The organism is Ensifer sp. 1H6 (assembly GCF_001976035.1).
In the GTDB taxonomy this organism is placed as follows: domain Bacteria; phylum Pseudomonadota; class Alphaproteobacteria; order Rhizobiales; family Rhizobiaceae; genus Ensifer; species Ensifer canadensis.
In genome coordinates, this window is record NZ_MOAI01000001.1 from 472684 (window position 1) to 498315 (window position 25632).

20 protein-coding genes are annotated in these 25632 nt (G+C 59.4%); 3 read left to right on the forward strand and 17 right to left on the reverse strand.

Annotation, left to right across the window (positions count from 1 at the left end):
- Nucleotides 1-16 precede the first annotated feature (16 nt).
- The 13 genes from BKP54_RS02085 to BKP54_RS02145 form a co-directional block, all read right to left on the reverse strand.
- Nucleotides 17-1201 carry a hypothetical protein gene (locus tag BKP54_RS02085; RefSeq protein WP_025430510.1) on the reverse strand — a complete coding sequence of 395 codons (1185 nt, stop codon included), beginning with the start codon at nt 1199-1201 and terminating at the stop codon, nt 17-19.
- A 35-nt stretch (nt 1202-1236) separates the two neighbouring features.
- Nucleotides 1237-2004 carry a TfuA-like protein gene (locus tag BKP54_RS02090; protein ID WP_084814130.1) on the reverse strand — a complete coding sequence of 256 codons (768 nt, stop codon included), beginning with the start codon at nt 2002-2004 and terminating at the stop codon, nt 1237-1239.
- Nucleotides 2005-2012: 8 nt separating this feature from the next.
- A complete protein-coding gene (locus tag BKP54_RS02095; RefSeq protein ID WP_084814131.1) occupies nt 2013-3191 on the reverse strand; it encodes a YcaO-like family protein in 1179 nt (392 codons plus the stop codon).
- Between the two features lie 40 nt (nt 3192-3231).
- On the reverse strand, nt 3232-6303 hold the full coding sequence (locus BKP54_RS02100; protein ID WP_084814132.1) for an AAA family ATPase: 3072 nt from the start codon (nt 6301-6303) through the stop codon (nt 3232-3234).
- A 146-nt stretch (nt 6304-6449) separates the two neighbouring features.
- Nucleotides 6450-7643: a UxaA family hydrolase gene (locus BKP54_RS02105; protein WP_084814133.1), complete on the reverse strand. Its 1194-nt coding sequence runs from the start codon at nt 7641-7643 to the stop codon at nt 6450-6452.
- Entirely contained in the window at nt 7640-7972 is a 333-nt protein-coding gene (locus tag BKP54_RS02110) for a UxaA family hydrolase (protein ID WP_084814134.1), read from the reverse strand. Before BKP54_RS02110 ends, BKP54_RS02105 begins: the two co-directional genes overlap by 4 nt.
- A 4-nt stretch (nt 7973-7976) precedes the next feature.
- Nucleotides 7977-8675, reverse strand: a complete 699-nt coding sequence (locus BKP54_RS02115; protein ID WP_084814135.1) for an RraA family protein — start codon at nt 8673-8675, stop codon at nt 7977-7979.
- A gap of 25 nt (nt 8676-8700) precedes the next feature.
- Entirely contained in the window at nt 8701-9504 is an 804-nt protein-coding gene (locus BKP54_RS02120) for an SDR family oxidoreductase (RefSeq protein ID WP_084814136.1), read from the reverse strand.
- The gene (locus BKP54_RS02125; RefSeq protein WP_084814137.1) at nt 9501-10514 is read right to left on the reverse strand and encodes a zinc-binding alcohol dehydrogenase family protein; all 1014 of its coding nucleotides are present in this window, start codon (nt 10512-10514) and stop codon (nt 9501-9503) included. Before BKP54_RS02125 ends, BKP54_RS02120 begins: the two co-directional genes overlap by 4 nt.
- Nucleotides 10515-10578: 64 nt before the next feature.
- Nucleotides 10579-11370 (reverse strand): transporter substrate-binding domain-containing protein, encoded by a 792-nt coding sequence (locus BKP54_RS02130; RefSeq protein WP_084814138.1) that lies wholly within the window; start codon nt 11368-11370, stop codon nt 10579-10581.
- Between the two features lie 49 nt (nt 11371-11419).
- Nucleotides 11420-12148, reverse strand: coding sequence for an amino acid ABC transporter ATP-binding protein (locus BKP54_RS02135; protein WP_084814139.1), 729 nt, complete (start codon nt 12146-12148; stop codon nt 11420-11422).
- Complete coding sequence (locus BKP54_RS02140; protein WP_084814140.1) at nt 12132-12785, reverse strand: amino acid ABC transporter permease; 654 nt, start codon at nt 12783-12785, stop codon at nt 12132-12134. The genes BKP54_RS02135 and BKP54_RS02140 overlap by 17 nt, the downstream gene beginning before the upstream one ends.
- Nucleotides 12786-12795: 10 nt before the next feature.
- Nucleotides 12796-13479 carry an amino acid ABC transporter permease gene (locus tag BKP54_RS02145; RefSeq protein ID WP_084814141.1) on the reverse strand — a complete coding sequence of 228 codons (684 nt, stop codon included), beginning with the start codon at nt 13477-13479 and terminating at the stop codon, nt 12796-12798.
- Between the two features lie 103 nt (nt 13480-13582).
- Between BKP54_RS02145 and BKP54_RS02150 the strand changes: the two genes are divergently transcribed.
- Both BKP54_RS02150 and BKP54_RS02155 read left to right on the forward strand, forming a co-directional pair.
- On the forward strand, nt 13583-14536 hold the full coding sequence (locus BKP54_RS02150; protein ID WP_245317781.1) for a GntR family transcriptional regulator: 954 nt from the start codon (nt 13583-13585) through the stop codon (nt 14534-14536).
- 513 nt (nt 14537-15049) lie between these two features.
- Nucleotides 15050-15925: a transporter gene (locus tag BKP54_RS02155; protein ID WP_245317770.1), complete on the forward strand. Its 876-nt coding sequence runs from the start codon at nt 15050-15052 to the stop codon at nt 15923-15925.
- A gap of 831 nt (nt 15926-16756) precedes the next feature.
- On the opposite strand, the gene BKP54_RS02160 is transcribed toward BKP54_RS02155, so the two are convergent.
- Nucleotides 16757-18256, reverse strand: a complete 1500-nt coding sequence (locus BKP54_RS02160) for an arylsulfatase (RefSeq protein ID WP_084814143.1) — start codon at nt 18254-18256, stop codon at nt 16757-16759.
- Nucleotides 18257-18954: 698 nt separating this feature from the next.
- Between BKP54_RS02160 and BKP54_RS02165 the strand changes: the two genes are divergently transcribed.
- Nucleotides 18955-21351, forward strand: coding sequence for an arylsulfatase (locus BKP54_RS02165; protein WP_084814144.1), 2397 nt, complete (start codon nt 18955-18957; stop codon nt 21349-21351).
- Nucleotides 21352-22087: 736 nt separating this feature from the next.
- On the opposite strand, the gene BKP54_RS02170 is transcribed toward BKP54_RS02165, so the two are convergent.
- The 3 genes from BKP54_RS02170 to BKP54_RS02180 all read right to left on the reverse strand — a co-directional run bounded on the left by BKP54_RS02170 (nt 22088) and on the right by BKP54_RS02180 (nt 25607).
- Nucleotides 22088-22414 (reverse strand): GYD domain-containing protein, encoded by a 327-nt coding sequence (locus tag BKP54_RS02170; protein WP_084814145.1) that lies wholly within the window; start codon nt 22412-22414, stop codon nt 22088-22090.
- Between the two features lie 322 nt (nt 22415-22736).
- Nucleotides 22737-24278, reverse strand: coding sequence for a SpoVR family protein (locus tag BKP54_RS02175; RefSeq protein ID WP_084814146.1), 1542 nt, complete (start codon nt 24276-24278; stop codon nt 22737-22739).
- Between the two features lie 12 nt (nt 24279-24290).
- Nucleotides 24291-25607, reverse strand: a complete 1317-nt coding sequence (locus BKP54_RS02180; protein WP_084814147.1) for a YeaH/YhbH family protein — start codon at nt 25605-25607, stop codon at nt 24291-24293.
- Between the last annotated feature and the right edge of the window lie 25 nt (nt 25608-25632).

Below are 25632 nucleotides of genomic sequence, written 5' to 3' on the forward strand. Positions count from 1 at the left end.
CTTTCCCTCCTATGGCTCATCTTGAACCGATGATTTCACGCCACGCAAAATTCTCTTCCAGCAGTTCGGCCGCCGCTCCACCCGCCGCGGCAATGACGGCGTTTGCCGCTTGGTCAAGGCGCAGTGTGTTCGGATCAAGCGTTCTCAATGCGGTAGCAAGCGCCGCGCCCACCGCGTCGCGTGCAGCGGTCAGTGCCAGCTTGAAATACAGCGGCTTGATGCTGAACGCGTCCGCCGTCGCCTGACGAAACGTATCGAATTCGTCCCGCGCCAGTTCCCGGATATCGACATCCAGAAGCCGGCTGTCGGCGCAGCCGTTTGCAACCAGATCCCGATGGTAAAGCGCAACGATGCTATCGAAGATGGCGCCGACGAACGGCAGCGCGCGGTCGTGCACTTCGCGTGTCACTGCGGACATTTGGCGGAAATTGGTGGCAAGGCGGATCTGCGTCTCGGGGCTGGTTTCCGCAAAGCGGTTCAGTTCGTTGTCGAGCAGCAGATTGCCTCTCGTTCGCCGCAGAAGCCGGTCAATCGCGGAATCGAAATGCAGGAACGAGATCAGCGAAACACAGTCGGAAAAGGCTTCGGAGAACGAAAAGAAGTCGCCGTCGGGCGATATCGCGGTTGGCACGTCTGTCTCCGATAGCAATATGAGGTGCCCGACTTCGTGCGCGATCGTGTCAAAATTCAACGCATAGGGTCGAAGTATGCCGTCGACATCGGACCAGCCGAGTTCCAGATAGCCATAGCCCGCCTGCGCATTGTCCCAATCGGCAAAAGGAATGATTTCAAGCCTGGGAAAAGTTTGATCGAAGAACCAATGGATCGGCCGCCCCAGATAACTCTGCCAGATGTCGAGAACGAAACGCACGCAGGCGTAGGCGTGGACGGCGAGAAACGGTCGTGAGGTTGGATCGATGTTGTCGAAGTGGCGATCCGGGCCTGGCCTCACCGGCGCACGCCTTGCCCCATCGAATGGCGGCAAACCCGCTAGACCGTAGGGCCGCTTGTCATAGAGCGGATCAGCGACATACATGGAAAGGTCGCTGGGGCCCTCACCGATTTCGTCACGCGGTATCGACAGCCACACACGATCGGGCTGTTCGTATCCGGGAATGAAGGGCGGCTGGGGATAAATCCAGAAACGCGTGCCGAGACGCGCATTTGCAGAGTCGAGGGCATCGTCCCGAAGCAGACGCATCGCACAATTGCCCCCCTCGATTGAAAATCCGGCAATTAAGGATTCAATTTATAATTGTTTACTAATTTTGAGTCAATGCCGCCCGCCTCAAGGTCTCGAACAAAGGTGTTCGTCGCAACCCACGAGATGCTTACACGCGTCGCATTTCGTTCCCCCGCGATGGTTCGCGCGCTTCGCAGCGCAAGCAGCGCGTCCAGTCTTTTTTGTCTCACCATCACATTCCGCAGCTCGTTGAGACTCTCCGCCCGACACCCCGCAGCGCGCAGGATCGCTTCCAACTGCCGCTCTCGAAAGTTCATGTTTCGTGTGATTGTTGTCAGCAAATCGCGCTGGGCAGCCGTTATGAAATTCCTGCGCATCAAGCTGGCGAACGTCCGCTGCAGATCTACCAATGAGTCCGTCAAGGGAAGGAAGCCAAGCTCCGGCGGCCCCGAATGAACGGCGACGGCATCATCGGGAGCGAGCCGCCAGCGCCGATACCACCTGTAGATCAGGCCCACGCCGATCATTCCGAATTCGTCGAGTTCCGCCGCTCTGAGTGCGCCCATGCTCGCAGCGCCGATCACGACGATCCCCTGTGCCATCGCCCAGAGGATTTCCTTGTGTCGGACAGCCGGCCTGTCTTCGAATTGCCCGTCGATCAGGACCATCGCACGCGGGCGGAATGCGTGGGCGGCGAGCAGAATGTCGCCTTGCGCGACGGGCTGCAGGTAGATGGCGTCGAGAACTGACTCCGCCTCGGCCAACCGAAGAGTCGGACCAAGAAACACCAGGATCGGACTTTCCTCGCTCGCATCGACCATGTGAACACTCACCGCAAAATCGAAAAAGGAAGGGCTCCGGGAAGGATGGCCCTTATGCACTGAACTCCCGTTTCAGCGTCCGCTCCCACGGGCACTGCCAATATGGGCCCCAGCCCGGCAGATGTGACTCCGTCGATAAGCGATCTGAGATCGCAGATTGCGGGCGCTTCGATTGCCGGGTTTGGCGTCCCGAATGCGCCACCAAGAATGAGCTGACGTGCCCTCGCAACGACAGAATCGGTGCTTCGTCTATAATGCTCCCGGGTTTGATCATCGCGTGCACCCGATATCGCCCCTGCGCGTGCTGACAAGGCTTCGAGCATTGCGCTTGACGCCGCGGTCTCGACGCTCGGCCCCGCCGCATAGCCCTCAGTCGGAAGAGCAAGGATGGGCTCGCCCGGACCCGTCTCGATCGTCTGGCACCAGACGACTGGAACTTTTGCCGGCGAAGGGGCGAGCCAAAGGCCAATGGATATGCCGTGCTTGCCGGCGACAGACAGTATGTGATCAACGCTGTCACCCAGCCCGAACGGCGAAATTCGCATTCGATCAAAGAAGCCGTGGGTGGCGAAAGCGCGCGCGACGGCGTCGCGTTCGATGCATTCGAACAGTCCATGCAGAAACGCGCCGACGACGGTCATGTGACAGGCAAGACCCGTGGTCGTACGCATGAACAAGCCATCATGGGCGGGCGGCGGATCCGTGTAGCAGGTGTGAACAAGTTCCAGGGGAACCGGCTGCGTCCGGCCTGTCGCCACATCGATGCCGGTAATCCACGGTATCGTCGTTTCCCGCCAGGTCCCCCGGCGGCCAGGCACCAGAAGATTTTCAAACAGGCCCCCAGCGATCTTGAGCTCATCGGCCGTGGCGAGAAACACCCGCTCCGGCGGGATGGCTTCAGCGTAGAAGCGCTCCAGCGATTCCATGATCGCCCCCACTGCCGCGCTTGCCGTGGCAAGACCTCGCCCGAGCGAAGTGACTTCAGACAGGGCGGCGGGTCGAACGGTCTGCACCACCGGCAGCCCGATCCGGTCAAGCCCGGTCAGATCACCGAGGCGGGTTATGCGCGCGCGCCGACAGAGCGGCAGAATTGCACGCAGGCATCGATCGTCCACTTCGGGACCTGCGAGCTGTGACAGGGGTTTGCCGAGGTCGGCAATGATACGGCCGCGAAAGGTTGCGAGCATCCCTCTGGGGTTTGACGGATCCGTGTTCCGGCCTGTCGCTTCAAAGCTCAACGACAACGCCAAGCTCCTGGATTGAATGCCTCGCCCGCCTCAGAAGCGCCGTTGCTCCCTGGCTCTCGGCAATTTCCACCGCCGAGCGCAGGTCGGCGACAATTGGTTCCGTGGTGGTGTTGCCCCGCGCATGAAGGACAGCGCGTCGTCGGTAAAGCTCGGCAAGCCAATAGGCATGACCGGTTTCCCTGGCCTTTTCGATCGCGTCATTCGTGACCTCGATCGCCGACACATATTTGTCCGCAAGCCCGAGCAGAGTGGCGTGCATGTAGAGATAAATCGGCAGATCTGCGACGGCGCCAAGGTTTTGCAAGAGCGACAGCCCCTCGCGAAACATCGTGTGCCCGCTCGTGAGGCTCTCGCCATGAGCGCGAGCCCACCCACCGAAGAGCAGCGACAGACCAGACAGCGACTGCATCTCATGGGTCTTCGCGAAGTTCGCCATTCTTTCGGAAATTTCGATGAGACGCCCATAGTCGTCCCGGTAAAAGGCGGACACCGCTTCCGTATCAAGTGAATGCGCCTTGCTCGGCACGTGGGATATCCGATCAACGAAAGCGACCATCTTCGTCAGAGCCGCGTTTGATGCTTTCGATTGTCCCGTCAGCCACAGCGAAAGTGCGAGTTGCCCGAGACCGCAAACCTTGGCGTCATGGCCGCCAAACAACATTCGGCTGGTTTTCGCCGACTGCTCATCGTAAAGGGCAAGGCCCGCCTTGACCGCATCCTGGGTTTCCCGATGATGGCCGAGATTGAAATCGATCGCCCAGATGCAGTGGTTGACCTGGAGCTGTATTTCCGGGTCTTCGGCTTCCGCCAGCATGGCCTGCACCTGCCGTGCGCGATCTCGCATGACGCGAAAATCCGATCCAGTGAGCCACCAGCCCCAATAGATCGGAAACCACTTGGATTGATCTTCCATGGGCTGTCGGCGGGCTATGACCACCCCATCTTCATAAAGCTTGCGAGCCGGCGGCGCGTTCAGTCCCAGAAGGCCGGTCAGAATCGGACCGAGCGACGTCAGCGCCGATAGCTGCAGGGGTTCGACCGGATGCCCTTGGCTCACTTGGTCGCAAAGTGCCAAACCGTGCTCCAGATAGTTGCGCGCCTCCACCATCGCCGACCGGCTCGAGCTTTCCTTGCCCGCCGAAATGTACAGATCGATTGCGCTTTCCATGAACCCGGCCCGTTCCGCATGATCGGCCAGTGTTCCGGTGTCGATCCAGGGCGCCATTTGGCGGTTTTGGCTAACAGCGCCGAACAGCCGGCGATGCAATGCCTGCCGCTGCCTTCGCAGCAGCGCGTTGTAGATCGTTTCCTGAATCAAAACGTGCCGGAAACCATAGGTCGTATGCCCTGGCGCCCTGATCCTCATCAGGAACCCCGTGTCGCACAGGGTATCAGCCGCCTTGGCCAAAGACTTCTTGCCAAAACCCGGCAGCAGCGCGCGAAGCAGGGATAGGGTAAACCAGGTGCCGGCAATAGCGCCCGCTCGCGCCACATCTCTGGCCGGGCCCAGGTGCTTGACGCGTGCATCGAGTATTCCCTCGAATGCGGATACATGGGTGGGTCCAACGTTTTCCGATAAGCTCATCGTATCCGTCGCAACGTTCTGCGAGACCCATTGGCAGATTTCCTCGATGAAGAGCGGTACGCCGCCGGATATCCTCTCGGTGATGTCATAGAGTTCAGGAAGCATAGCCTGCCTGTGCTCCGGCCACCTTGCTTCTATGGCCAGTCGTGTTTCGTCACGATCAAGGGGGAGCAGCGTCAGACGCGTGGGGTTGGCTGCATCCAGCCAATCCGCCGCAAAACCGAGACGCGAGGTCACGACCAGGAGAATCGGAAGTTGGCGCGCAACTCGCGCGGCCTCCGCCAGCAGATCCTGGGAGGTCGGATCGATCCAATGAATGTCTTCGATGGCCAGGACGACCGGCCCATTCGCGCACAACGCCTCGAGTGCGCGAAACACTGCGCGCAGAGCTTTTTCCCGGATGGCTTTGGGACCGTTGTCGGCAAGCCGTTGATTTCGTCCCAGCGCACCCAGCAAGTATGCGAACGTTTCGATCGTTTCTGCGTCGCGTATGCCGTTACGTTCAAAAAGCGCTGCCACAGCGGAAGCCGTCAGCCCCCCCTGACCGTCCTGTCCTGACATGACGCCCATAAAGCTGTTCAACAGGGGATGCAGCGTCGAGCGATACCCTCCGGGCAGGCACTGGAAGAAGAACAGCCCTGATCGCCGGTCGCGAGTCTTCTTGCGGATTTCGCGCAGAAGGCGCGACTTTCCGATGCCCGCGTCTCCCTCGATCAGGAGTACTTCGCCCCCCTCGGCGGGAATCCTTTCCCAACAGGCGGCGATCATGCTCAGCTCGCTTTCGCGACCAATGAACGGGCCGCCAAGGCTTCCGAACGCGTAGAACCTATCGACCTCAATCTTGTGCCCAAGTGCACGCCAAACCTTCTCCGGCACGGTAAAGCCCTTGAGCGTCTTGACGCCTTCGAACACGAAGGCATGCGACCTGCCGGCCAGGTTGCGCGTGTCCTCAGAAACAAGAACGCTGTCTGGTGCGGCGATCTCTTCCAGACGGGTGGCTATGGCCAGTGCCGCACTCGTAACCGGTTGCCCCTTCCCCTCGTCCGTCTCCTGGATCAGGGCGATGGATGTGGCAATCCCGACGCGAACGTGCAAGTCTTCGCGCCCAGCTTCCCGGCCGACGCGCGCGCAACCTTCGACGATCCCGAGGCCTGCGCGAATGGCGAGCGATGCCGCATCCTTCTCACCGACCTCGATAGGGAAGAGCGCCACGCCTCCATCTCCGGCCTCAAGTTGCATGACGCCGGAATGGGAGATTATCGCCTGTTTCGCCGCATTCTGAAACGCTGCGATCAGTTCCTGATAATCCTCTATATCCAGCAGGGAAAGAAGCCTGGTCGACCCGACAAGATCATAACAGAGGGCGGTGATGATCCGCCGCTCGCCACCATACAGGGAGGCGCGCGCCTTGTGACGCGAAGCTTTCGTCGGTTGTCGTAGTCCGTTGACCCGACTTTCGCGCAGCATTCGCCACTCCTGCCGCTTCGCGTGTATGGACGCAAAATTCCCCTAAATAATTATAGCATAGGCGGGCGGTGTTAATAGGCGCAGGGAATTAGGGCTGGCTAATTTAGATCCAACAAACGCTTTTAATTGCCAGTCCATGGGCGGGACTAGACCGGTAGACAAGCCGGGCCGATCGGCTCGAAGGACTTGTAGGTCAGGATAAACTCCTGATGCCCTAGCCCCTCGGACTTCGTCGGTTTGCCACTTGCTACATCCTTAAGGAGTGCGAGAATTTCTTGCCCGACATCGTCAAGGTTCGCCCTCCCCTCCAGAATCCGGCCCGCATCGACGTCCATGTCATCTTCGAGCCGACGATAGGTATCCGGATTGGCGCAGATTTTGATCACGGGCGAAATCGCAGATCCCGAGACAGAGCCGCGCCCGGTGATGAAGAAGACGGCATGACACCCTGAGGCAATCATTTCGACGATCTCAGCATTGTCCGAAATGTTGGGGAAGCCGAAGCGCACCTCCCCGTCGGGCACCACATCCATTAGATACAAGCCCCCATGCGGAGGGATATCGCCCGGTTTGATCAGGCCAACGATCGGTGACGCGCCCGACTTTGCATAAGCGCCCATCGACTTTTCCTCGATCGTCGTCAGGCCTCCGTCGGCATTGCCCGGCGCAAAGCTGCCATAGCCCAGCGTTGCATAGTAGCGTGCGGCCTTCGCGACAGCGGCGCGGAGTTCGTCGGCAAGCATGGGGGTAATCGCCCGATCGGCCATAATTTCCTCACAGCCGATCAACTCACCAGTCTCTTCGAAAATGCATGTCGCGCCTGCGGCCACGAGAGCATCGAAAGCACGGCCAGCTGCTGGATTACCGGTGATGCCGCTCGTTCCGTCGGATCCTCCGCAAACAGTGCCGACGACGAGTTCGCTGACGTCCATCTCGACCCGACGGTCCAGAGCGAGGCGCGAAAGCTGCTCACTGACCCAAGCGCGGCCTGCCGCGATTGTACTGCGCGTGCCGCCATCGTTCTGAATGGTGAGCGTCTTCACCGGACGGCCACTCTCTTCGATTACCTTCGACAGCGAATACTTGTTAAAGCTCTCGCAGCCGAGCGACAGCAATAGCACTGCGCCGATATTGGGATGCGTACAGAGCCGCTCCATCATCCGCTGGGCATAGGCATTGGGAAAACATCCGGGGAATCCGATCAGATGGACCTCCTGTCCATCGAACGCGGAAATGATCTGGCGCCCGACGTGGTGGGCACACTCGACCAGATAGGCGATGGCCACGATATTGCGGATGCCTTTGCGGCCGTCGGGTCGCAGATAGCCTTGCAAGGTCATTTCTTGGAGACCTCCTGAATGTCGAAGAAGTGGCTCGGCGTGTAGTCGCTCTTGACGTTGTGGACGTGAACGTGGTCGCCCGGGGCGATTGCAACGACCGCTGAGCCGATCGGCGCGCCATATTTGTAGACTTTTTCGCCTGGCAAGATCGCGCGCCGGGCGACTTTGTGACCACGCTGGACCGTCTTGGCGAGCGTGAATTCCTGCCCGCCGACGCTGATCCGCGACCCTTCCGGTATATGCTCGCGACAGACGAAGACGTTGTCCTTCTCCGCGAGAAGCAACAGCCGCGGATCGTCGATATGCGTTAGCTGTTCAGCGCAACCCATGGCGTCACATGACTCCGAAAGTTGCGAAGGCTTCGACTGTGCTCATGCCGTTGCGGATCGCATCGGCCACCTTGTTTTCGGTGTGCACCTTTTCATGGGCAAGTTTGACCGCTTCCTTCTCCACGGCCTTGGGGATGACCAGCACCCCTTCACGATCGCCGTAGATCAGGTCGCCAGGCTCGATGCGAATGCCCTCGATCTCGATCGGTGTGTTGTAGTCGATGACCTTGCCGCGAGGCCCCTGGTCCTGAGCGTAGATCCCGCGCGAGAAGGCCGGAAAGCCGAGCAGTTCGATCTCGCCCGCATCGCGAACATATCCGTTGAGAATTGCGCCTGCAGCCTTGAGGTGAATGGCTCTCGTCGACATGAGGCCGCCCCACAATGCGTAGCGCAGCGAAGACCCGGTCGCGATGTAAACGTCGCCGGGCTTGAGCGAGTCCAGGGCTTCAAACATGATGCCAAACGGCTTTTCCGCCAGCGGACCGAATGAGCCCTTTCCATCGGAAAAGACATCGGCTTCAAGGACAGGCATCGCGCGGCCGGCGATCTTCATATCATCCCGCAGGGGCTTGATGCCGGCGGGCAGGAACTGACGACGATAACCAAGTGTGTCGAGAATATCGCCAACGACGGCGGTGAAAAGCTCGGTCTTCAGGACGTGAAAAAGGTCTGCGTCGGTCGAGGTTTGTGCTGCGATGCTCATTGGGAGCTCTCCCTTGCTGGCAATTTTAGAAGCCTATGACGGCGCCGCCGTCGACGATGATGGTTTGGCCGGTGATGTATCCAGCTGCAGGGGATGCGAGGAACGCACAGGTCCAGCCGATCTCCTCCGCCGAACCAAGACGATTCATCTGGATGCGGCCCATAATCTTGGCCCGACGAGCAGGATCGCTGGCAGTCGCTTTCTGAAATAGGTCGGTATCGATCCAACCGGGTGCGACTGCATTGACGCGAATTCCGCGGCCGGCGAACTCCGCTGAAAGCCCGCGGACAGCCCCTGTGAGAGCAGTCTTGGCGGTTGTGTAGCCCATGACCATCGGCTGACCGATGAAAGATGTCATGGAGGCCGTGAAAATGACCGACCCACGTCCCCTTGCGATCTGCCCAGGCAGGAATTGCCTAGTCAGTTCGAGGGCGCCGCGGACATGGACATCCATCACCTCGTCGAAATCGGCTATGGTGGAGTCCTCGAACGGCTTCTTCACTGTATTGCCGGCATTGTTGACCAAAATGTCGATCGGGCCATGCTTTGCCTCGAGGCTGGCGGCAAAGGCCTTGATCGATCCGATGTCGCGCAGATCGAGAGGTGCCGCCTTCGCCAACGGCCCTATCGAAGCGGCCGCCTCATCAAGGAGATCGGCTCGACGCCCGGCAAGGATGACCTCTGCGCCTGACGCCGCAAGGCAACGTGCGATCGCAAGGCCAAGTCCGCTTCCGCCGCCGGTGACCAGAGCGCGTTGCCCGTCCAACCGGAATGCGTGGTCCCAGTTGGGAAGAGCTGGGGAAGAATTGGAAAGTGCGTGCGTATTCATCGTTCAACTATGACCTTTAAAACATCACGGTGCTGATCCCAGTAAGGCAGTGCCGTTTCGGCTTCCTCGAAAGGGACAACCTTGGAAATCAGAGGAGCAGCCTGGTCCCCTATCGTCTCGAGATAGTCGATCACCACCTGGAAGTCGGATTGGGTCGCGTTGCGCGAGCCCATGATGTCCAGCTCCTTGAGGTTGAACATCTGTGTCTGGTAGGTGACCGGCGCCTTGGCGTAGCCGACATAGACGACCCGCCCCGAGAACCCTGCCAGATCGATCGCCTGGCGGAAGGTTTCCGGCAGGCCTACTGCCTCGAAGGCAACATCGACGCCCTGGTCGCTCGTCAGTTCGACGATCCGCGCGGCAACATCCTCCGTGCCCGCATTGATCACATGGCGCGCGCCAAACTGCTGTGCGAGTGCCGTCTTCTCCAGGCTGAGGTCGACTGCAATAACTTCTGCGCCGCGCGCAACCGCCCCGATCACGACACCCATGCCGATCATGCCGCATCCGAGAACCACAATGCGGTCACTCGATGAAACGCGACCCCGTGCGACGGCATGGAAGCCGACAGACAGCGGTTCGACCAGTGCGAGGAAGCGAGGATCGAGCGTGTCGTTGAGCAAAAGCTTTTCAGCCGGAAGGACGATCTCCTCTGCAAGACCGCCGTCCTGCTGAACGCCGAGCGTGCGATTGTAACGGCAGGCGTTCACTCGTCCCTTTCGGCACGACGTGCATGTGCCGCAGCTCGTGTAGGGAAGGACGATAACACGTTGGCCCGGGCGATATTCCGCTGAGACCCCAGATCCGGTCTCAACGATCTCACCCCCGATTTCGTGACCGGGGATGCGCGGCAAAGCCACGAGCGGGTTCAGGCCACGAAATGTATTGAGATCGCTGCCGCAGATGCCGACATGGCGAACGGCGACACGTACGTCTCCTTTACCGAGGGGCTGTGGCGCAACATCGGTAAAGCGGCTGACGCCTTCACTTTCGATCAACAGGGCTTTCACGTAGAGACACCTTTCCGGATTGGTCAAGCGAACCGGACGCAAGCGCCCGGTTCGCCGGCATGGGTCAATTCAGGTTGGCGATGTCGGCCGGCAGGTCGACACCGTTGTATTTCTTGTAGATCTCGTTGAGTTTGCCGTTCGCGAGGTTCTCATCGACGAACTTGTCGAGGCGCTGCTTCAGCGCGTCTTCGCCCTTGCGAATGCCGATGGCATAGGGGAAGACCTTGAGAACCAGCTTCACCTCGAACTGCGGGGCAGGATTGCGCTCGATCGCAGCCTTCATGATCTGCGGTGACGTCGCCATCACGTCGACCTGGCCACTCACGAGAGCTGTGACGAGCGTAGCGTCATCGTCATAGCGAACGATCTCCGCGCCGTCGCTGACCTTCGTGACTTCCTTGTCATTGACGCTGCCGCGGGTGGTGCCGATGCGCTTGTCCTTCAGATCTGCCATGCTCTTGATGTTCTGGCCTGCCGGCGCCGCGATGACAGATTGGATCACCCCGTATGCCTTGGAGTAGTCGATCACCTTCTTGCGCTCATCGGTGATGCTGAGCGATGCTATGACCGCGTCCGCTTTGCTGGTTTGCAGGTACGGGATGCGGTTGGGGCTGGTGACCTGCACGATTTCCAACGGCTGCCCGAGCTGTTCGGCAAGCAGCTTGGCGACTTCGACATCAGCACCGTAGGGCTGCATGTTCGCGTCGATCATGCCGAACGGCGGCGAACCGAGGTCGAGGGCTATGAGCACCTTCTTGCGCGCTTCAATGTCGGCAAGCGTATCAGCCTGCGCCTGGCCCGCGAAAGTACCCAGTACCGCGAGTGCGGTGATGGTAAGTATGTGACGACGTTTCATGGGTTCTCCTCCGATTTGGTCGTATTGGGGTCGCGTCAGCCGTGGGTCCTTAGAGCCCGTTGCCGACGAAGCTGCGCAGTTCCTCGGTATGCGGGGCGTCGAGCAAGGCAGCGGGGCCGTGCTCCCAGACCTTGCCGAGATGCATGTAAAGGACGGTGCTCGCCAATTTTCGGGCGAAGGCCATCTCGTGCGTGACGAGGATCATGGTCATGCCGCCCCGAGCGAGATTTTCGATGACCTTCAGAACCTCGCCGGTCAGCTGCGGATCAAGCGCAGATGTTACCTCGTCGAAGAGCATGACCTGTGGCTGCATCGCCAGCGATCTGGCGATTGCGGCACGCTGCTGTTGGCCACCGGACAGCTGTTCCGGATAGAACTCTGCTTTCTCGGCAAGGCCCACCCGTCGGAGACAGTCAAGGGAGATATCCCGCGCCTCAGCTTTGCTCACCTTTTTGACGCAGGTCAGCGCCAGGGACGCATTCTCCAGGACGGTCAAATGTGGAAACAGGTTGTAGCTCTGGAAAACGATACCCACGTCGCGACGCAGAGCGCGCTTGTCGAGATCCGGTGCGTGGATCTTATGGCCGCAGACCTCGATCTCCCCGCCCTGGATGGTCTCCAGCGCATCGATGCAGCGGAGGGCCGTGGACTTGCCCGAACCCGACTGGCCGATGATAGCCACCACTTCGCCAGGTTCGACCGAGAAGGAGACGCCGTTCAGAACCTGCAACGCGCCAAAGCTCTTTCGGACATTGGATAGCTTAACGATTGGAGACATTGAGTTTCCTTTCCAGCTTCCGACTGGCGAGCGTGAGCGGGAAGCAGATGACGAAGTAGATTGCGGCGACCACCATGAAGATGCTGAAAGGCTGGAAGGTGGAATTGTTGATCAGTTTGCCGGCCTGCGAGAGCTCGACGAAACCGATTGCCGACGCGAGCGACGTGTTCTTCACCACCTGCACCAGGAAGCCGACAGTTGGGGGTGTTGCGATACGCAGCGACTGGGGAAGGATAACGCGAGTCATCCTCTGCCAACGAGACAGACCGAGACATTCTGCGGCTTCCCATTGGGTCTTTGCGATCGACTGGATCGATCCGCGCCAGATCTCGGCGAGGAAGGCTGAGGTATAGAGCGTGATCGCCACGCCGGCAGCAATCATTGCCGGCAGATTGTTGAAACCTGCGATGCTCAATCCAAAGTAGACGATGAAGAGCAGCACAAGCAGTGGCGTTCCCTGAATGAACTGCACGAAGAGCGTGGCAATCCAGCGGACGGGCCGATTGGGCGAAATCCGGCCCAATGCGACGATGAAGCCGATGACGCCACCGCCAATACAACCAAGCGCGGAAAGGGCGATCGTCCAGACGGCAGCCTCAAGCAGGAATACGAATTGTGTCAGACCGAAAGTGGGCATGGTCTCCTCCTCACAAGGCAGTGCCGAGCTTGCGCTGGCGCTTGAAAACCACGAACCCGATCCCAAGGAGCACCCAACGCATCAGGAATGAGAGCGCCAAGTAGAGAGCACCGACGACGATATAGGTTTCGAAGGACAGGAAGGTGTCGGACTGGATTCGATTTGCAGCCGCTGTCAGCTCTTCGGCCGAGATTTGCGAGGTGATCGAAGAGGCGAGCATCAGCAGCACGAACTGGCTGACCAGCGCCGGATAGACCCTTTCGACGGCAGGCTGCAGAATGACATGCCAGTAGGTCTGGGCGGGTGACAGCCCGAGACATTCGGCAGCTTCTATCTGCGTTTTCGGAACAGCCTCGATACCGGCGCGTATGATCTCGCAAACATAGGCGCCGATATTGACGACGAGCGCGATGATCGCAGCGACATTGGCCGGAATGCGCAGGCCGAGCGTGGCAATACCAAAATATATGATGAACAATTGGACGAGCAGGGGCGTATTGCGAATGACGTCTACATAGCAACCGACGATGGCCTTGAGCGAAGGGGAGCCGCCGGCCCTGGCAATCGCACAGAGCGTGCCCAGGACGAACCCGGCAATCGTTGCCGCGACGGATAGCTGGATCGTCAGCCAAACGCCTTCAGCGAATTGGTTCCAGTACGGAATTAGTCCATCAAACTGAAAATCGTAGCTCATGTGTCGCCCCTTTTCGCGGGGCGCCAACGGACGTGCGTTTGTGTAAATCTCATCGCAAGCCATCCTCCCTAGCTGCTACGGAGAACCTATACGCTTGTCTTGGATGGGCAAAAGCGGTATTTTTTGTTTAAAAAACCACCATGTCGACGGATACATGCGCTCACAAACTTTGTTCAAACGTCAGTTCAACGAATTCCTTCGACACCTTCAGGCAATCGAAATCGGTCAAGGGCTGGGATCGGAACGGGAGATCGGGCGCAGCCTCGGCACCAGCAGAACGACGGTCCGCAAATGTATTTCGGCGGCAATCGAGAGCGGAATTTTATCCGCTGACAGGATCATCCTTCGAAAATCTCATCCATCGGAGCATTATCCGGAGGCCGAAGCCACTGCGCCCACGGCGATGGTGGAGCGCTCCTTCCTCACATGGACCCTACAGTCGGACAGTGGGCCGGGCCAAACAATCAACGCGTCGCAGCTCGCCCGCCAGTTCGGCGTTTCGACCACGACGATCCGCGAATTCCTGCAGAGCTTCAGGCATTTCGGCCTGATGGAACGCCATCCCGGTGGCAAATGGGTCTTTCGCGGAATGACACTAGAATTCGCGCATGAGCTTTCGGATATCAGAGAAATTTTCGAGCTGAGGTCTGTCCTGCGTTTTGCACAACTTGATCCGAACGATGCGTGCTGGAATGAGCTTCGGTGCCTGCGCCGAGAGCACGAAGAGCTTCTAGCAACTATAGAGGAGGACTATCACCTGTTCTCCCTCCTCGACGAACGACTACACCGATTGATCAACAACGCTTCCAGCAACCGTTTTGTGACAGACTTCTATCACGTGATCTCGCTGATCTTTTTTTACCATTATCAATGGAACAAGAAGGACGAGAGAAGCCGGAATGAGGCAGCGATACATCAGCATCTAGCCTATATCGACGCGATTCTTTCAAGAGACGAGGAGCTTATCGTGCCCACCTGCATGGCACATCTCAAGGAGGCACGACGGACCCTTCTTGCGAGCATCGATCGAGATGACCGGGGAACATCAGACGAATAGCAGAACGCAATTTCGAATCCGAGAATAGCGCTGCTTCAGGCAGGCTGACGGGAGCCGGATTGAACACGTTCCCCGCGATACACTGTGCGACCTCGGAAGCACAGAATGAGACCGTCACCCACTGTGCGCCTCGAGCGGGCTCAGGTATGGCTCTCGACCCATCGCGTACTCTTATCAAGCATCATCGTGAACTGGTCCTTCGGCGACACGCAAATCTGGTCCGCCAATGGTTGTTCGTTGCTTTCCATACCAAGCGGCGTTGCTGGCTTCTGCAGGAGTCCGGGGCTTTTCTCGTAGTCTGTTGCCGTTGCGCACTTGTCGGCCTTGATTGAACGGACGACAGTGTAACCTGAAGGTGCTTCAAGGTGCCGACTGTTCGGCGGCGGACGAGGTGGGATGATGCTGTCGTTAGTACCCCGTTGCAAGCACCCAGTCGGGCGACTGGCTGTCAACGTTATACTTCTCGGTACGATCGGTTTTTCAGCGTCCCCAGCTTGCGCGGACGAAAGTGGCGTGAGTTTCTGGCTCCCAGGGCAGTACGGCAGTTTTGCGGCGATTGCGCCAACGCCAGGGTTTTCACTCCCCTTGGTCACATATGCTTACTCCGGAAGGGCCGGGGCCGGCACGGTGCTTCCGCGCGGCGACGATCTCACCCTCGGACTGGACGGCCAGTTCGTGGGGCAGTTCATCGTGCCGAGCTACGCGCCCGACATCAAGATCCTAGAAGCCCAACCCAACTTCTCCATCGCCTTCCTGCCTGCATATTCTGAAGCATCCGCCGAGGGCCAGTTGGGGGGTTTCGACATTGACCGGTCGGACAGCATAACGGGGTTCGGAGACCTTTATCCGACCGCCCAGCTCTTCTGGAACCCCGGCGGCGTGCATAACTGGATGGCCTACGTCACCGGCGACATTCCGGTTGGCTCCTACAGTTCCTCCCGGCTGGCCAATATCGGCATTGGCCATGCCGCGATCGATGTCGGCGGCGCATACACCTACCTCAACCAGGACACGGGCTGGGAGTTCTCGGGAACGCTGGGCTTTACCTACAACTTCGAGAACACGTCCACGGACTACACAAGCGGCATCGATGCGCACTTCGATTGGGCAGTGGCGAAGTTCCTGAGCGAGCAGTTCTTCGTCGGCGTGGCGGGTTACGCTTACCAGCAATTGACCCCGGACCGAGGTCAGCCGCCTATCTTGGGAGATTTCAAGTCACGCACGCTCGCGGTTGGGCCGCAGGTCGGCTACAACTTCACGGCCCACGGGGTGCCAATCTATACCAATCTGCGCGTCTACTTCGAGTTCGACACCGAGAACCGGATGAAAGGCCAGGGCATGTTCCTCACCGTGAACCTGCCACTTTCGGCGCTCGCCAAGGCCAAATGAAGCGGGTCGCGGCGCAGGCGGTCGTAGCCTAGCTTCCAAATCGGAACTCCCTCATTCCTGTCACTCAGCGTTGCGCGGCCGCTCGCGGGCCGCGCTCGCCTCCTGAGCCTGCATTGAAAAACGGGCGCACGGCGTCCGTTGCGCGAACGGTTCTCGATACGCAAGTGAGGTAGTCGCTTCAAAACCGTGTCATGTTTGCGGCAGGCCGGTTAGGTGCTTGCAACAGGGTCGCCTTGTATGTCTGCACCGCCTTCACTAGCGGCCCGAGTACCCGCGACATTATACTCCTCCTACGGGTCCGCCTCGATATGCCTGAAAACAACGGTCGGCTTTCAGCGCTACCTTCTAGGAAGCGGCCGTTCCACTGTCGGCCTCAATTGGGATGCTCGGGTCATACTGGCCAAGTATACGCTCCTCACGCTTCCGGGCGTTCAGAACAAGGGCTGTAACGCGAACTCTCCACCCGACTGAGACGACCGGGAGCCGGCAACATGGAGCCAAGTCCGGGCCGTGGCAGTGACTGCCTCGGCCTTGCCGACGCGTGCTGACAGACGCCGATAGAATGCCCCCGACGCGGTCTGAGTGCGCCCCGCCAGACTTTCACCTAAATTTCATTGAAATAATGACGAGTAACAACCCCATCAGATTGTTAGAGATTTATTGCCCTATCTGTGGCCGGAGAATGCTCCGGCGCTGCGCCACGCTGTGGTCCATTCACTGCTATGCCTGATCGCCGCGAAGGCCGTAACCTCGCTTGTGCCGCTCACATAGATCAACGCAAGCGCTCTTGGGTGAGAGCTCATCTCCAAGGCTTCATCCAGCGCGCTCCGCTTAGTCATGTGCTCGGAACTCCGTGATGTTGGGCGCAGGCGGATTCGGAAACTTCTTGACCGATGCCAAGTACTCCTCGACGACCTTGAGCGCGGGTCCCGATGTCCAACCGAAAAGGCCACCGACCACGAGATCCTCGTGCGGGTCCATTTCCACGTTGTAAACGAGAGGGTAGCCAGCGAGCGGGGCGCTGGTAGAGAAGATGCCGGGTTGGCGCTGTGTCCCGCTACCGGTTGGATGCACGTCGGTGAAGTAGATGCGCCACTGCTTCCAGCGCGCTGCGACAAGATCGCCGCCAATGAAACTGAGCAAACTGTCGCGGTGTCCCATCTCACTCTCGCCCACCAACACGTCATATTGATCGATGCCGTCGATCGCCTGGTCGGTCGGTAGGTTGCCGCCAACGATGTGGGCGAAGGTGGGCAGGAAGTCCATGATCGAGAACATCGCGTATGAGGTGGTGTCCGGTTTGATCTTGCCAGGCCAGCGGACGATCGCTGCCGTGCGGATCGATCCTTCGGTCACCTCACCCAGCTCGCCGCGGAATGGGCCTGAATTGCCCATATCGGGCGTGCCACCGTTGCCGAACTCCCGCGCGGTCTCGCCATACGGTCCATTGTCGGAGGCAAAGACCACGACAGTGTTGTCCTCGATGCCGAGTTCCTTGAGCGTGTCGAGAATCTGCCCAACGTGATGGTCGCCCTCCATTAGCTTGTCGCCGTAGTTACCGATCCGCGACTTTCCTTTGAACTCCGCCGAGGGCAGGTTCGGCACATGCCCCATAGAGAAGGGCAGGTAGAGGAAGAATGGCCGTCCGGCTTCTTTCTGCCGCCGCATGAAGTCGATCGACTTGTCGACGAGCTCGGTGTCGATCTCGGCACGCACCTCCGTCGTGAACGGCTTCACGGTCCGCAGTGGTCCACCAGCCGTTGCCTCGACGATCTGCGGACCTTTCGCCAGGAGTTCGCCGGGCGGCGCAGGGATCGAGTGCGTCAGCTCGATTGTGCTGACGTATGTCGCCGAGTCCCAGGAAATGTCCGGCGGAATGCCGTAGAACTCATCGAACCCGTGTGCCGTCGGAAGGCTCTTCGGCTCAGCGCCTAGGTGCCACTTCCCGAAGATTGCCGTGGCATAGTCGGCGTCCTTGAATAGCTGACCCATCGTGAACGCCTTGTCGGGGAGCGTGAAGGGCGAGCCCTCAATGGCTATCAGCGACAGGCCGTTGCGGATCGAATACTGCCCCGTCATCAGCGCGGCTCGCGACGGCGTGCAGGCCGGCTCGACCAGAAACTGAGTGAGCCGCAATCCCTCGCTGGCCAGTTGGTCGAGGCGCGGCGTCGGCGCGCCACGTAGCTCGCCACCACCATAGGAGCCGAGGTCGCCGTACCCCATGTTGTCAGCGAGAATGAAGACAACGTTCGGCTTCTGGGCCTGCTGGGCAAAGCTCGGAATTGCCGCTGCCATGAATGCAAGCAGTTCCAACATGACTCTACGCATCATTGGATCCCCCAGCGACTGCTGTCTCAACGCCAAAGACTCCGTCCGTAACGTCGGCAGGTCAAGCGGTAATTGACCGCTTCGAAGCCCCCCTCCCGGCGGGATGTGATCGACTGAGAAGACAAAAGCGAAACTTCAGGACAATTGCCTATGACCGCTTCTCTAATCGGGCATTGGGGTTAAGCTGATCGTTCACGCGCGTCACGGCTCCTTCTCGTTTGGAGCCCGCTGTAGACACGAACGTTCTTGCCGGCAGGCATCCGCGGGCCGCCGGGGATCGTGCGGGAGATGAGGGTCCAATCTTCGTTCAAAGAAATCGGAACAACCGGCTTAAGCGTCGCTATGGGGGAAACCAGTCGTTCGACGAATTCCTTTCCGAGGCCGGAATCGACCGCCAAATTCGCCCGTAACGGGATTCCGTACGATTCTGCAAAATGCAGTAATGCGCTTCACTGCAATGTAGTAATTTGCTAGTATGTTGTAGTTCAATCAAGTTTTTATGCAGCCTAGACACTTGTGCCGTCGCGAAACAATTCTGCATCGCAGCATTTTCGCGCTGGTGTCAGCAATCGCGTCGTTAAAGATGCAGATGTCGGCCGCACCGTTACGAGCTTTCATCAGCGTACGAACGAACATTGAGGGCCGGAAGGGATCGCCCGCCTACCCGTTTTTGGCCATGGCCCAACAGGGAGCATTGAACGATGAAAACGCGCGTTTACCTCGCGGTGCTCGCCGCTAGTTGTTTTTCGGTCTTTCCCGCTGCAGCCCAAAATGTCACCGGGGTCCCTGGATCACCCAGCGCCACTTCGACGATCGACGGCCAGTCGCTGCCAGCCGCGCCACCGGCGTTCGGCGGGACCATCAACTTGGACGCCCAGGAGTCGACGCCCTGGTGGCCGCCCATCGTAGTGCCGCCGAAAGGTGCGCCGAACGTGCTTCTGATCATAACCGACGACGCGGGCTACGGCGTCTCGGGAACCTTCGGAGGTGTCATCCCGACACCGACGCTGGATCAGATCGCGGCAGATGGGCTGCGCTTCACGCAGTTCCACTCCACCGCGCTCTGCTCGCCCAGTCGCGCCGCGCTGATCACCGGTCGTAACCACCATTCGTCGGGCTTCGGCGTCATTGCCGAGCAAGCCACTGGTTTTCCGGGCTATGATTCAATCATCAGGCCAGATAACGCCACGATCGGCTCGATCCTCAAGAACCATGGCTACGCCACCTCGTGGTTCGGCAAGAACCACAACACCCCCACTTATACCTATTCGACCTCGGGTCCGTTCGATCAATGGCCCTCGGGCATGGGCTTCGACTATTTTTACGGCTTCATGGGCGGCGAATCCAACCAGTGGGTACCTTGGCTCTTCCGCAACCACACCCAAATCTTCCCATGGAACGACAAGCCCAGCTTTAACCTGATCACTGGCATGGCCGACGACGCCATCAACTACCTGCGCGAGGTCGATGCCGCGACGCCTGAGAAGCCGTTTTTCCTCTACTACGCGCCGGGCGCGACCCACGCTCCGCACCATCCGACTAAGGAATGGATCGACAAGTTCAAGGGCAAGTTCGACATGGGCTGGAACGCCCTGCGCGACCAGATCTTCGCCAACCAGAAGCGGCTCGGCGTCATCCCCGAGAACACCCAGTTGACCCCCTGGCCGGACGACCTGCCGGAGTGGGACACGCTCACCCCCGACGACAAGAAGATGTTCGCCCGCCAGGCCGAGGTCTTCGCCGCGTATGTCGCCTATGCCGACCATGAGATCGGCCGGGTGATCGACGAGGTCCGCAACCAGGGCAAGCTCGATAATACCCTGATTATCTACATTGAGGGCGACAACGGCACCAGCGCCGAGGGCTCGACCCTCGGCACGGCCTTCGATTTGGCGGCGATCCAGGGGATCAACATGCCGGTCGCGGATCAGTTGAAGTTTTATGACGCCTGGGGATCCGACGTGACGACGCCGCATATGTCGGTCGCCTGGTCCTGGGCCTTTGACACGCCCTTCAAGTGGACCAAGCAGATCGCCTCGCATTTCGGCGGCACCCGCCAGGGCATGGCAATGTCCTGGCCGGGCCACATCACCGACAAGGGCGGCATCCGCGGCCAGTTCCACCATATGATCGACATCGTTCCGACGATTCTGGAGGCCTCTGGCATCAAGGCGCCACAAACGGTGAACGGTATTGCCCAAAAGCCGATCGAGGGCGTCAGCATGGCCTATACATGGTCGAAGGGGGCCAAGGACGTACCCTCCGCCCGCAAGACCCAGTATTTCGAGATGTTCGGCAACCGTGCGGTTTACCATGACGGCTGGATCGCCTCCACCACGCCACCAGCGGCTCCCTGGCTGCTCGGGCTCGGCAAGCTGCCCAATGTGATCGATGGCTACAATTGGGAGCTCTACGATCTCACCAAGGACTTCTCGCAGTTCGACGATCTTGCCGCCAAGGAGCCTGCCAAGCTCAAGGAGTTGCAGGATCTGTTCCTGGTAGAGGCTGCGAAGTATCAGGTGTTCCCTCTCGACAACTCGGTTGCCACGCGCTTTGGCCAACAGCCGAGCACCACCGCGGGCCGGAACACGTTCACCTACGCCGGCGAGCTCTCGGGCCTGCCGCCATCGGCTGCCCCCAGTCCGCTGACCCGGTCCTACACCATCACAGCCGAGATCGAGGTCCCGGAGGGTGGCGGCGAAGGCATGATCAACACTCTCGGCGGCCGCTTTGGCGGCTACGGCCTCTATCTGGTGAAGGGCAAGCCGGTCTTCACCTACAATCTGCTGGCATTGGAGCGGTTCCGCTGGGAAGGCACGGATGCATTGACGCCGGGCAAACACACCATCGTCTTCGATTTCACCTATGAGGGACCTGGTTTCGGTAAGGGTGGCACCGGCGTCCTGAGTGTCGATGGCGTCGAGGTCGCCAAGCAGGCGATCGCGCACACCATCCCCTTCGTGGCGACGATCGACGAATCCTTCGACGTGGGCATCGACACCCGCTCGCCCATTGACGACAAGGACTACCAGGTGCCGTTTCGCTTCACCGGAACGATTGACAAGCTGACGGTGAAGGTCGGGCCGCCGCAGATCTAGGCGGGGCTGCCGCGCCCTGGTGTGCAGCGGCATCTCGCGAGCCCCGTCTTTAGTGTCCTCGCGAAGGAGCACTGACCTCTGGAGTGGAAGGCATCACCGATGCGCAAACTCCTTTGAAACCGACGCACATCGCTCGCCGGCCGTGCCGCCGAACTGCTGCTGGTGGCATACTGTCCGCAATGTCCGATTCCAGCCGCTGATCGGAAACTGTCGTGCCCTGCTGTTGCGCAAAAAGGAATCTGGCACCTTAGGAACAGAGCGTGGTGCCCATACCGGGCATGTCCACGGGACCGGGCGCCGTGAAGCTCGGAAGATTGTTGGTTGTGGGGGCCGACTCAAGCGATCCCCCAATTCACCTTCGGGTGTTTTGCTGAGAGACGGTTGGCTCCTGTTACCCAAAAAGGCCCTCTGTCCTGATATGCCGGAACTGCCGCTACGGGTGGAACGCTGCCCTTTGAACCGGTAGCCAGAACGAGCGGGGTGGGCCATGACCGGGCGATCGAGAGTGCATTCGGACGTCCCGTAAGTGGCGGTATCGTTGATTTGGCGCAGCGATTGCACCAAGATCGGCGTTTGTGTCAGAGTCTTGCGGTTCCTCGGTGCTGGGTTTGGCGGCGGCTGTCCTCCGCCATCGCCTGCAGTCGTTGACGTGGTAGGTTCGTGTTCTCAAAGATCTGTTGCCGTTGCGCACTTGTCGGCCTTGATTGAACGGCCGACAGAAGCAGTGGGCCGGCACCTACGCAGCCGGTGGACGATACCGAATCGACTTTGCCTTTTGCAAAGCGTCCAGCGTATCTTCGACGCTGAGGAGGACAGTGGTCTCCATAGAGCTGAGCGCACCGCCTGCACCGATCGCAAGCGCGACAGCCGCCATCGATACGTTATCAGGGGCCTCCCACAGATTCCAACCATCACGCTCGCCGAAGGCATACCAGAACCCATGGAGCTTTCCGCCGACGGATTCGATATAGGTGCGTGCCGCCTCGCGACGATCCTCAGGGTTTTCGATCATGCGCGCCCAAGTCTCGGGCGTGTAGCTGAAACGCGTGAGATACATGGCCATGGATTGCCTCCTCCCCGCCAGAACAACACAGTTAACGCTCAAGCTGGGGAGAACGCGAGTCATTTCCAACGTGCGGACTTCTCCTGATGCTTGACAGGCACGCCGTTCGGCGTCGGCGCTCACTTGTATCTCGATGCGGGTTTTTGTGACCGTCAAGCTCCGGCGCCACTTCTTGGCGGCGGCGATGGCGGGCAGCCTGTTCTTCAGCATTGCCCTTCGTGGGAGTTATAATTTTTCTTGGGCGTAATCAGTCACTTCAGCTTCAACAACAAGCACCGGCCGGTAGAGTGAAAGGTCCCGCTCTGGCGCCGCTCGCTTGCGGTCACGCTCCTGTGGAAGAGCACTCAAACAGGACCTTACTGGTCGACGCATCGATGCCTGCCAGGCTCACTTCATATCCCCAAAGCCGGCTTATATGCGCGAGTGTCGCGTCCCGATTGCTTTCCTCCAGCAGAATGCCGTTCTTGATGACGTGCTTCAGTCGAAGCTGCCGATCTCCCAGCAGATCGACATCGACCACCTGTATGTCCGGTCTATTGGCCACCGGGTCATAGTTCCGAGCGAGCCCGGCACGCACGGCAGCGTACCCCTGCTCGTTATGGATGGAGGTGACTTCACAAAATTTGTTGGCCGCGCGGTCAGAGAGACGAAACAGGCGGAATTTGCGGATCAGCGCCGGGCTCAGATATTGCAGGATGAAGGACTCGTCGCGGTGGTTCTCCCACGCGCCGATCAGCGTGCCCAGTGGGTCACCGTTGCCGGATATGGTGGGAAACCAGTCCCGATCCTCTTGCGTCGGCATGGTGCAGATGCGTTCGATATCCTGCATCATAGCAAAGCCCAGCGCGTAAGGGTTGATACCCGAGAAGCGGGAATCGTCGAAGCCCGGCTGAAAAACGACATTGGCGTGGCTCGCCAGCAACTCCAACATTGCGCCTTCACTGACCTTGCCCTGGTCGAACAGTCTATTGATAATGGAATAGTGGACGAAGGTCGCGCATCCCTCGTTCATCACTTTGGTCTGACTTTGCGGATAGAAATATTGCGCGATAACGCGAACAATCCTCAAGATTTCCCGCTGCCAGGGCTCAAGGATCAGACTGTGCTTCTCGAGGAAGTAGAGCAGATTCTCCTCGGGAAGGTTAAGCGCCTTCTTCCGTTCAGAAGCCTCGCGCTCCGCCTCCTCGATGCCGGATGTTCCGCTTGCCGTCGGCAGCGTGCGCCATAAATCGCTATAGGTCTGCTCTTCATATTCCAGCCGCTCCCGGGCCCGCGCCGTCTCCTTTTCCGATGAGAGCCGGGGGGGACGGCGATAGTGGAATACGCCGTGATCCATCAGGGCATGCGCCGAATCGAGTATCTCCTCCACCGCACTGAGACCATGCCGCTCCTCGCATTTGGCGATGTACTTCTTGGCGAAGTCCATGTAGCCGAGGATCGCGCCGGCATCCGTCCATTGGCGGAACAGATAGTTGTTCTTGAAGAAGTGATTGTGGCCGAAGGCCGCATGCGCGGTGACCAGCGCCTGCATCGGCATCGTGTTTTCTTCCATGAGATAGGTGATGCAGGGATTGGAGTTGATCACGAGTTCATAGGCCAACCCGCGATAGCCCTTTTGATAGAGTTGACTTTCGAAAACGAAGCGCTTGCCAAACGACCAGTGCTGATACATCAGCGGCATGCCGACGGACGAATAGGCGTCGAGCATCTGTTCAGAGGAGATGATCTCGATCTGGTTCGGATAGACGTCCAGTCCCATCTCACCGATCGCAATCGCCTCGATCGCATCATAGGCACGCGAAAGCGTCGCGAAGTTCCATTCCGAACCGTCGAACAGCAGGGTGGAGGCTGGCCGTCTTGCCATTCGATCGCCCCCTCACCTGCGCAGTTGAACAGGTTGATGCCGGGCAAAGAGTTTGCGGAAGACCGGGTAGATGTCGGCGGGCATTGCGACGCGCGTCATCTGGAAATTGGGTACCGCGCTGTCGACCGTGCGGTAGGCGCGCCAGAGTGAGGTGCCGTTGTCCGTCGACCCGAATATTCCGCTCTCGCGCTCGTCTATGATCTCGACATAGGCGTAATACTGGCACAGACGCATGAGCGATTCCCGCAGAAGTTCGGCGCACCGCTCCGAGTCGCCGTTGGCATTGTCGCCGTCGGAGGCTTGGGCCGCATATATATTCCAGAGATTCGAGGGATAGCGCTCCTCGATGACCCGGAGCATTTCCTCAAGCGCCGTCGAAACGACCGTGCCGCCGCTCTGCTTGCTGAAAAAGAACGTCTCCTCGTCAACTTCCCGCGCCTCATCCGTGTGGCGGATGAACACGATGTCGATCCGCTCGTACCGACGCTTGAGAAACAGATGCAAGAGAACGAAGAAGCGCTTGGCAAGATCCTTCTCGCGCTCCCCCATCGAGGCGGAGACGTCCATCAGACAGAACATCACCGCGCTCGCATTCGGCAGAGGCTGACGTTCGAAACGGTTGAACCGCACGTCGACGGGATCGACATAGGCGATACGCCGCCGCCGCCGTTCGAGCACTTCCAGTTCTTCGCGCAGATGCCAGAGCCTGTGGCGCTGCTGCGGGGACGGTTGCTCCTCCCGTTCCAGTGCCGCGAGCTCGTCGGCAAGCGCCTGCAATTCCCTCTCGCTCGGGCGACGCAGGGCCATGCGCCGCCCGAAGCTGTTGCGCATCGTTCGCCCGACATTGATATTGCTGGGCGTGCCCACAGTCGAGAAACCGACGCGATGGGACTTGTAGCTGACGGTTTCCCGCAGGTTCAGCTTCACCATGTCCGGAAGCTCCAGATCTTCGAAGAAAAGATCGAGCACTTCCTCGCGCGACAGCACGAAGACAAAGTCGTCCGTGTTTTCGCCCCGTCCGGGGCCGCCGACCCCTCCGCCGCCGCCTGATTCCGGCTTCCTAAGTCGGTCTCCGGGCGAGAAGGTCTCGTTTCCGGGCAGGACATAGTGCCGCTCGCCGCTGTTGCGCGAATGCTGGAAGCTGGGTTCGTCCGCACCACGCTTCGGGATCGGAACGCCGTGGGCGGCGTCCACATCGATGATCCTGTCCGACTTTACCTGATCCCTTATCGTGCGCTTCAATTCCTCATGGACCCGCTTTAAAAAGCGCTGCCTGTTGCCGAGACTCCTGTCCTTGGGGTTCAGCCGGCGATCGATGAAATTCGGCATGTGCCCATCCCCCGCTTACGCATCG

Bases quoted from the DNA above. Each gene is read 5' to 3' on its own strand.
- BKP54_RS02150 (WP_245317781.1), top strand. From the start codon at position 13,583: ATGGGCAAAAGCGGTATTTTTTGTTTAAAAAACCACCATGTCGACGGA.
- BKP54_RS02130 (WP_084814138.1), bottom strand. From the start codon at position 11,370: ATGAAACGTCGTCACATACTTACCATCACCGCACTCGCGGTACTGGGT.
- BKP54_RS02105 (WP_084814133.1), bottom strand. From the start codon at position 7,643: ATGACCTTGCAAGGCTATCTGCGACCCGACGGCCGCAAAGGCATCCGC.
- BKP54_RS02170 (WP_084814145.1), bottom strand. From the start codon at position 22,414: ATGGCCATGTATCTCACGCGTTTCAGCTACACGCCCGAGACTTGGGCG.
- BKP54_RS02160 (WP_084814143.1), bottom strand. From the start codon at position 18,256: ATGATGCGTAGAGTCATGTTGGAACTGCTTGCATTCATGGCAGCGGCA.
- BKP54_RS02175 (WP_084814146.1), bottom strand. From the start codon at position 24,278: ATGGCAAGACGGCCAGCCTCCACCCTGCTGTTCGACGGTTCGGAATGG.
- BKP54_RS02120 (WP_084814136.1), bottom strand. From the start codon at position 9,504: ATGAATACGCACGCACTTTCCAATTCTTCCCCAGCTCTTCCCAACTGG.
- BKP54_RS02115 (WP_084814135.1), bottom strand. From the start codon at position 8,675: ATGAGCATCGCAGCACAAACCTCGACCGACGCAGACCTTTTTCACGTC.
- BKP54_RS02145 (WP_084814141.1), bottom strand. From the start codon at position 13,479: ATGAGCTACGATTTTCAGTTTGATGGACTAATTCCGTACTGGAACCAA.
- BKP54_RS02135 (WP_084814139.1), bottom strand. From the start codon at position 12,148: ATGTCTCCAATCGTTAAGCTATCCAATGTCCGAAAGAGCTTTGGCGCG.
- BKP54_RS02180 (WP_084814147.1), bottom strand. From the start codon at position 25,607: ATGCCGAATTTCATCGATCGCCGGCTGAACCCCAAGGACAGGAGTCTC.
- BKP54_RS02110 (WP_084814134.1), bottom strand. From the start codon at position 7,972: ATGGGTTGCGCTGAACAGCTAACGCATATCGACGATCCGCGGCTGTTG.
- BKP54_RS02165 (WP_084814144.1), top strand. From the start codon at position 18,955: ATGAAAACGCGCGTTTACCTCGCGGTGCTCGCCGCTAGTTGTTTTTCG.
- BKP54_RS02100 (WP_084814132.1), bottom strand. From the start codon at position 6,303: ATGCTGCGCGAAAGTCGGGTCAACGGACTACGACAACCGACGAAAGCT.
- BKP54_RS02140 (WP_084814140.1), bottom strand. From the start codon at position 12,785: ATGCCCACTTTCGGTCTGACACAATTCGTATTCCTGCTTGAGGCTGCC.
- BKP54_RS02085 (WP_025430510.1), bottom strand. From the start codon at position 1,201: ATGCGTCTGCTTCGGGACGATGCCCTCGACTCTGCAAATGCGCGTCTC.
- BKP54_RS02095 (WP_084814131.1), bottom strand. From the start codon at position 3,191: ATGCTCGCAACCTTTCGCGGCCGTATCATTGCCGACCTCGGCAAACCC.
- BKP54_RS02090 (WP_084814130.1), bottom strand. From the start codon at position 2,004: ATGGTCGATGCGAGCGAGGAAAGTCCGATCCTGGTGTTTCTTGGTCCG.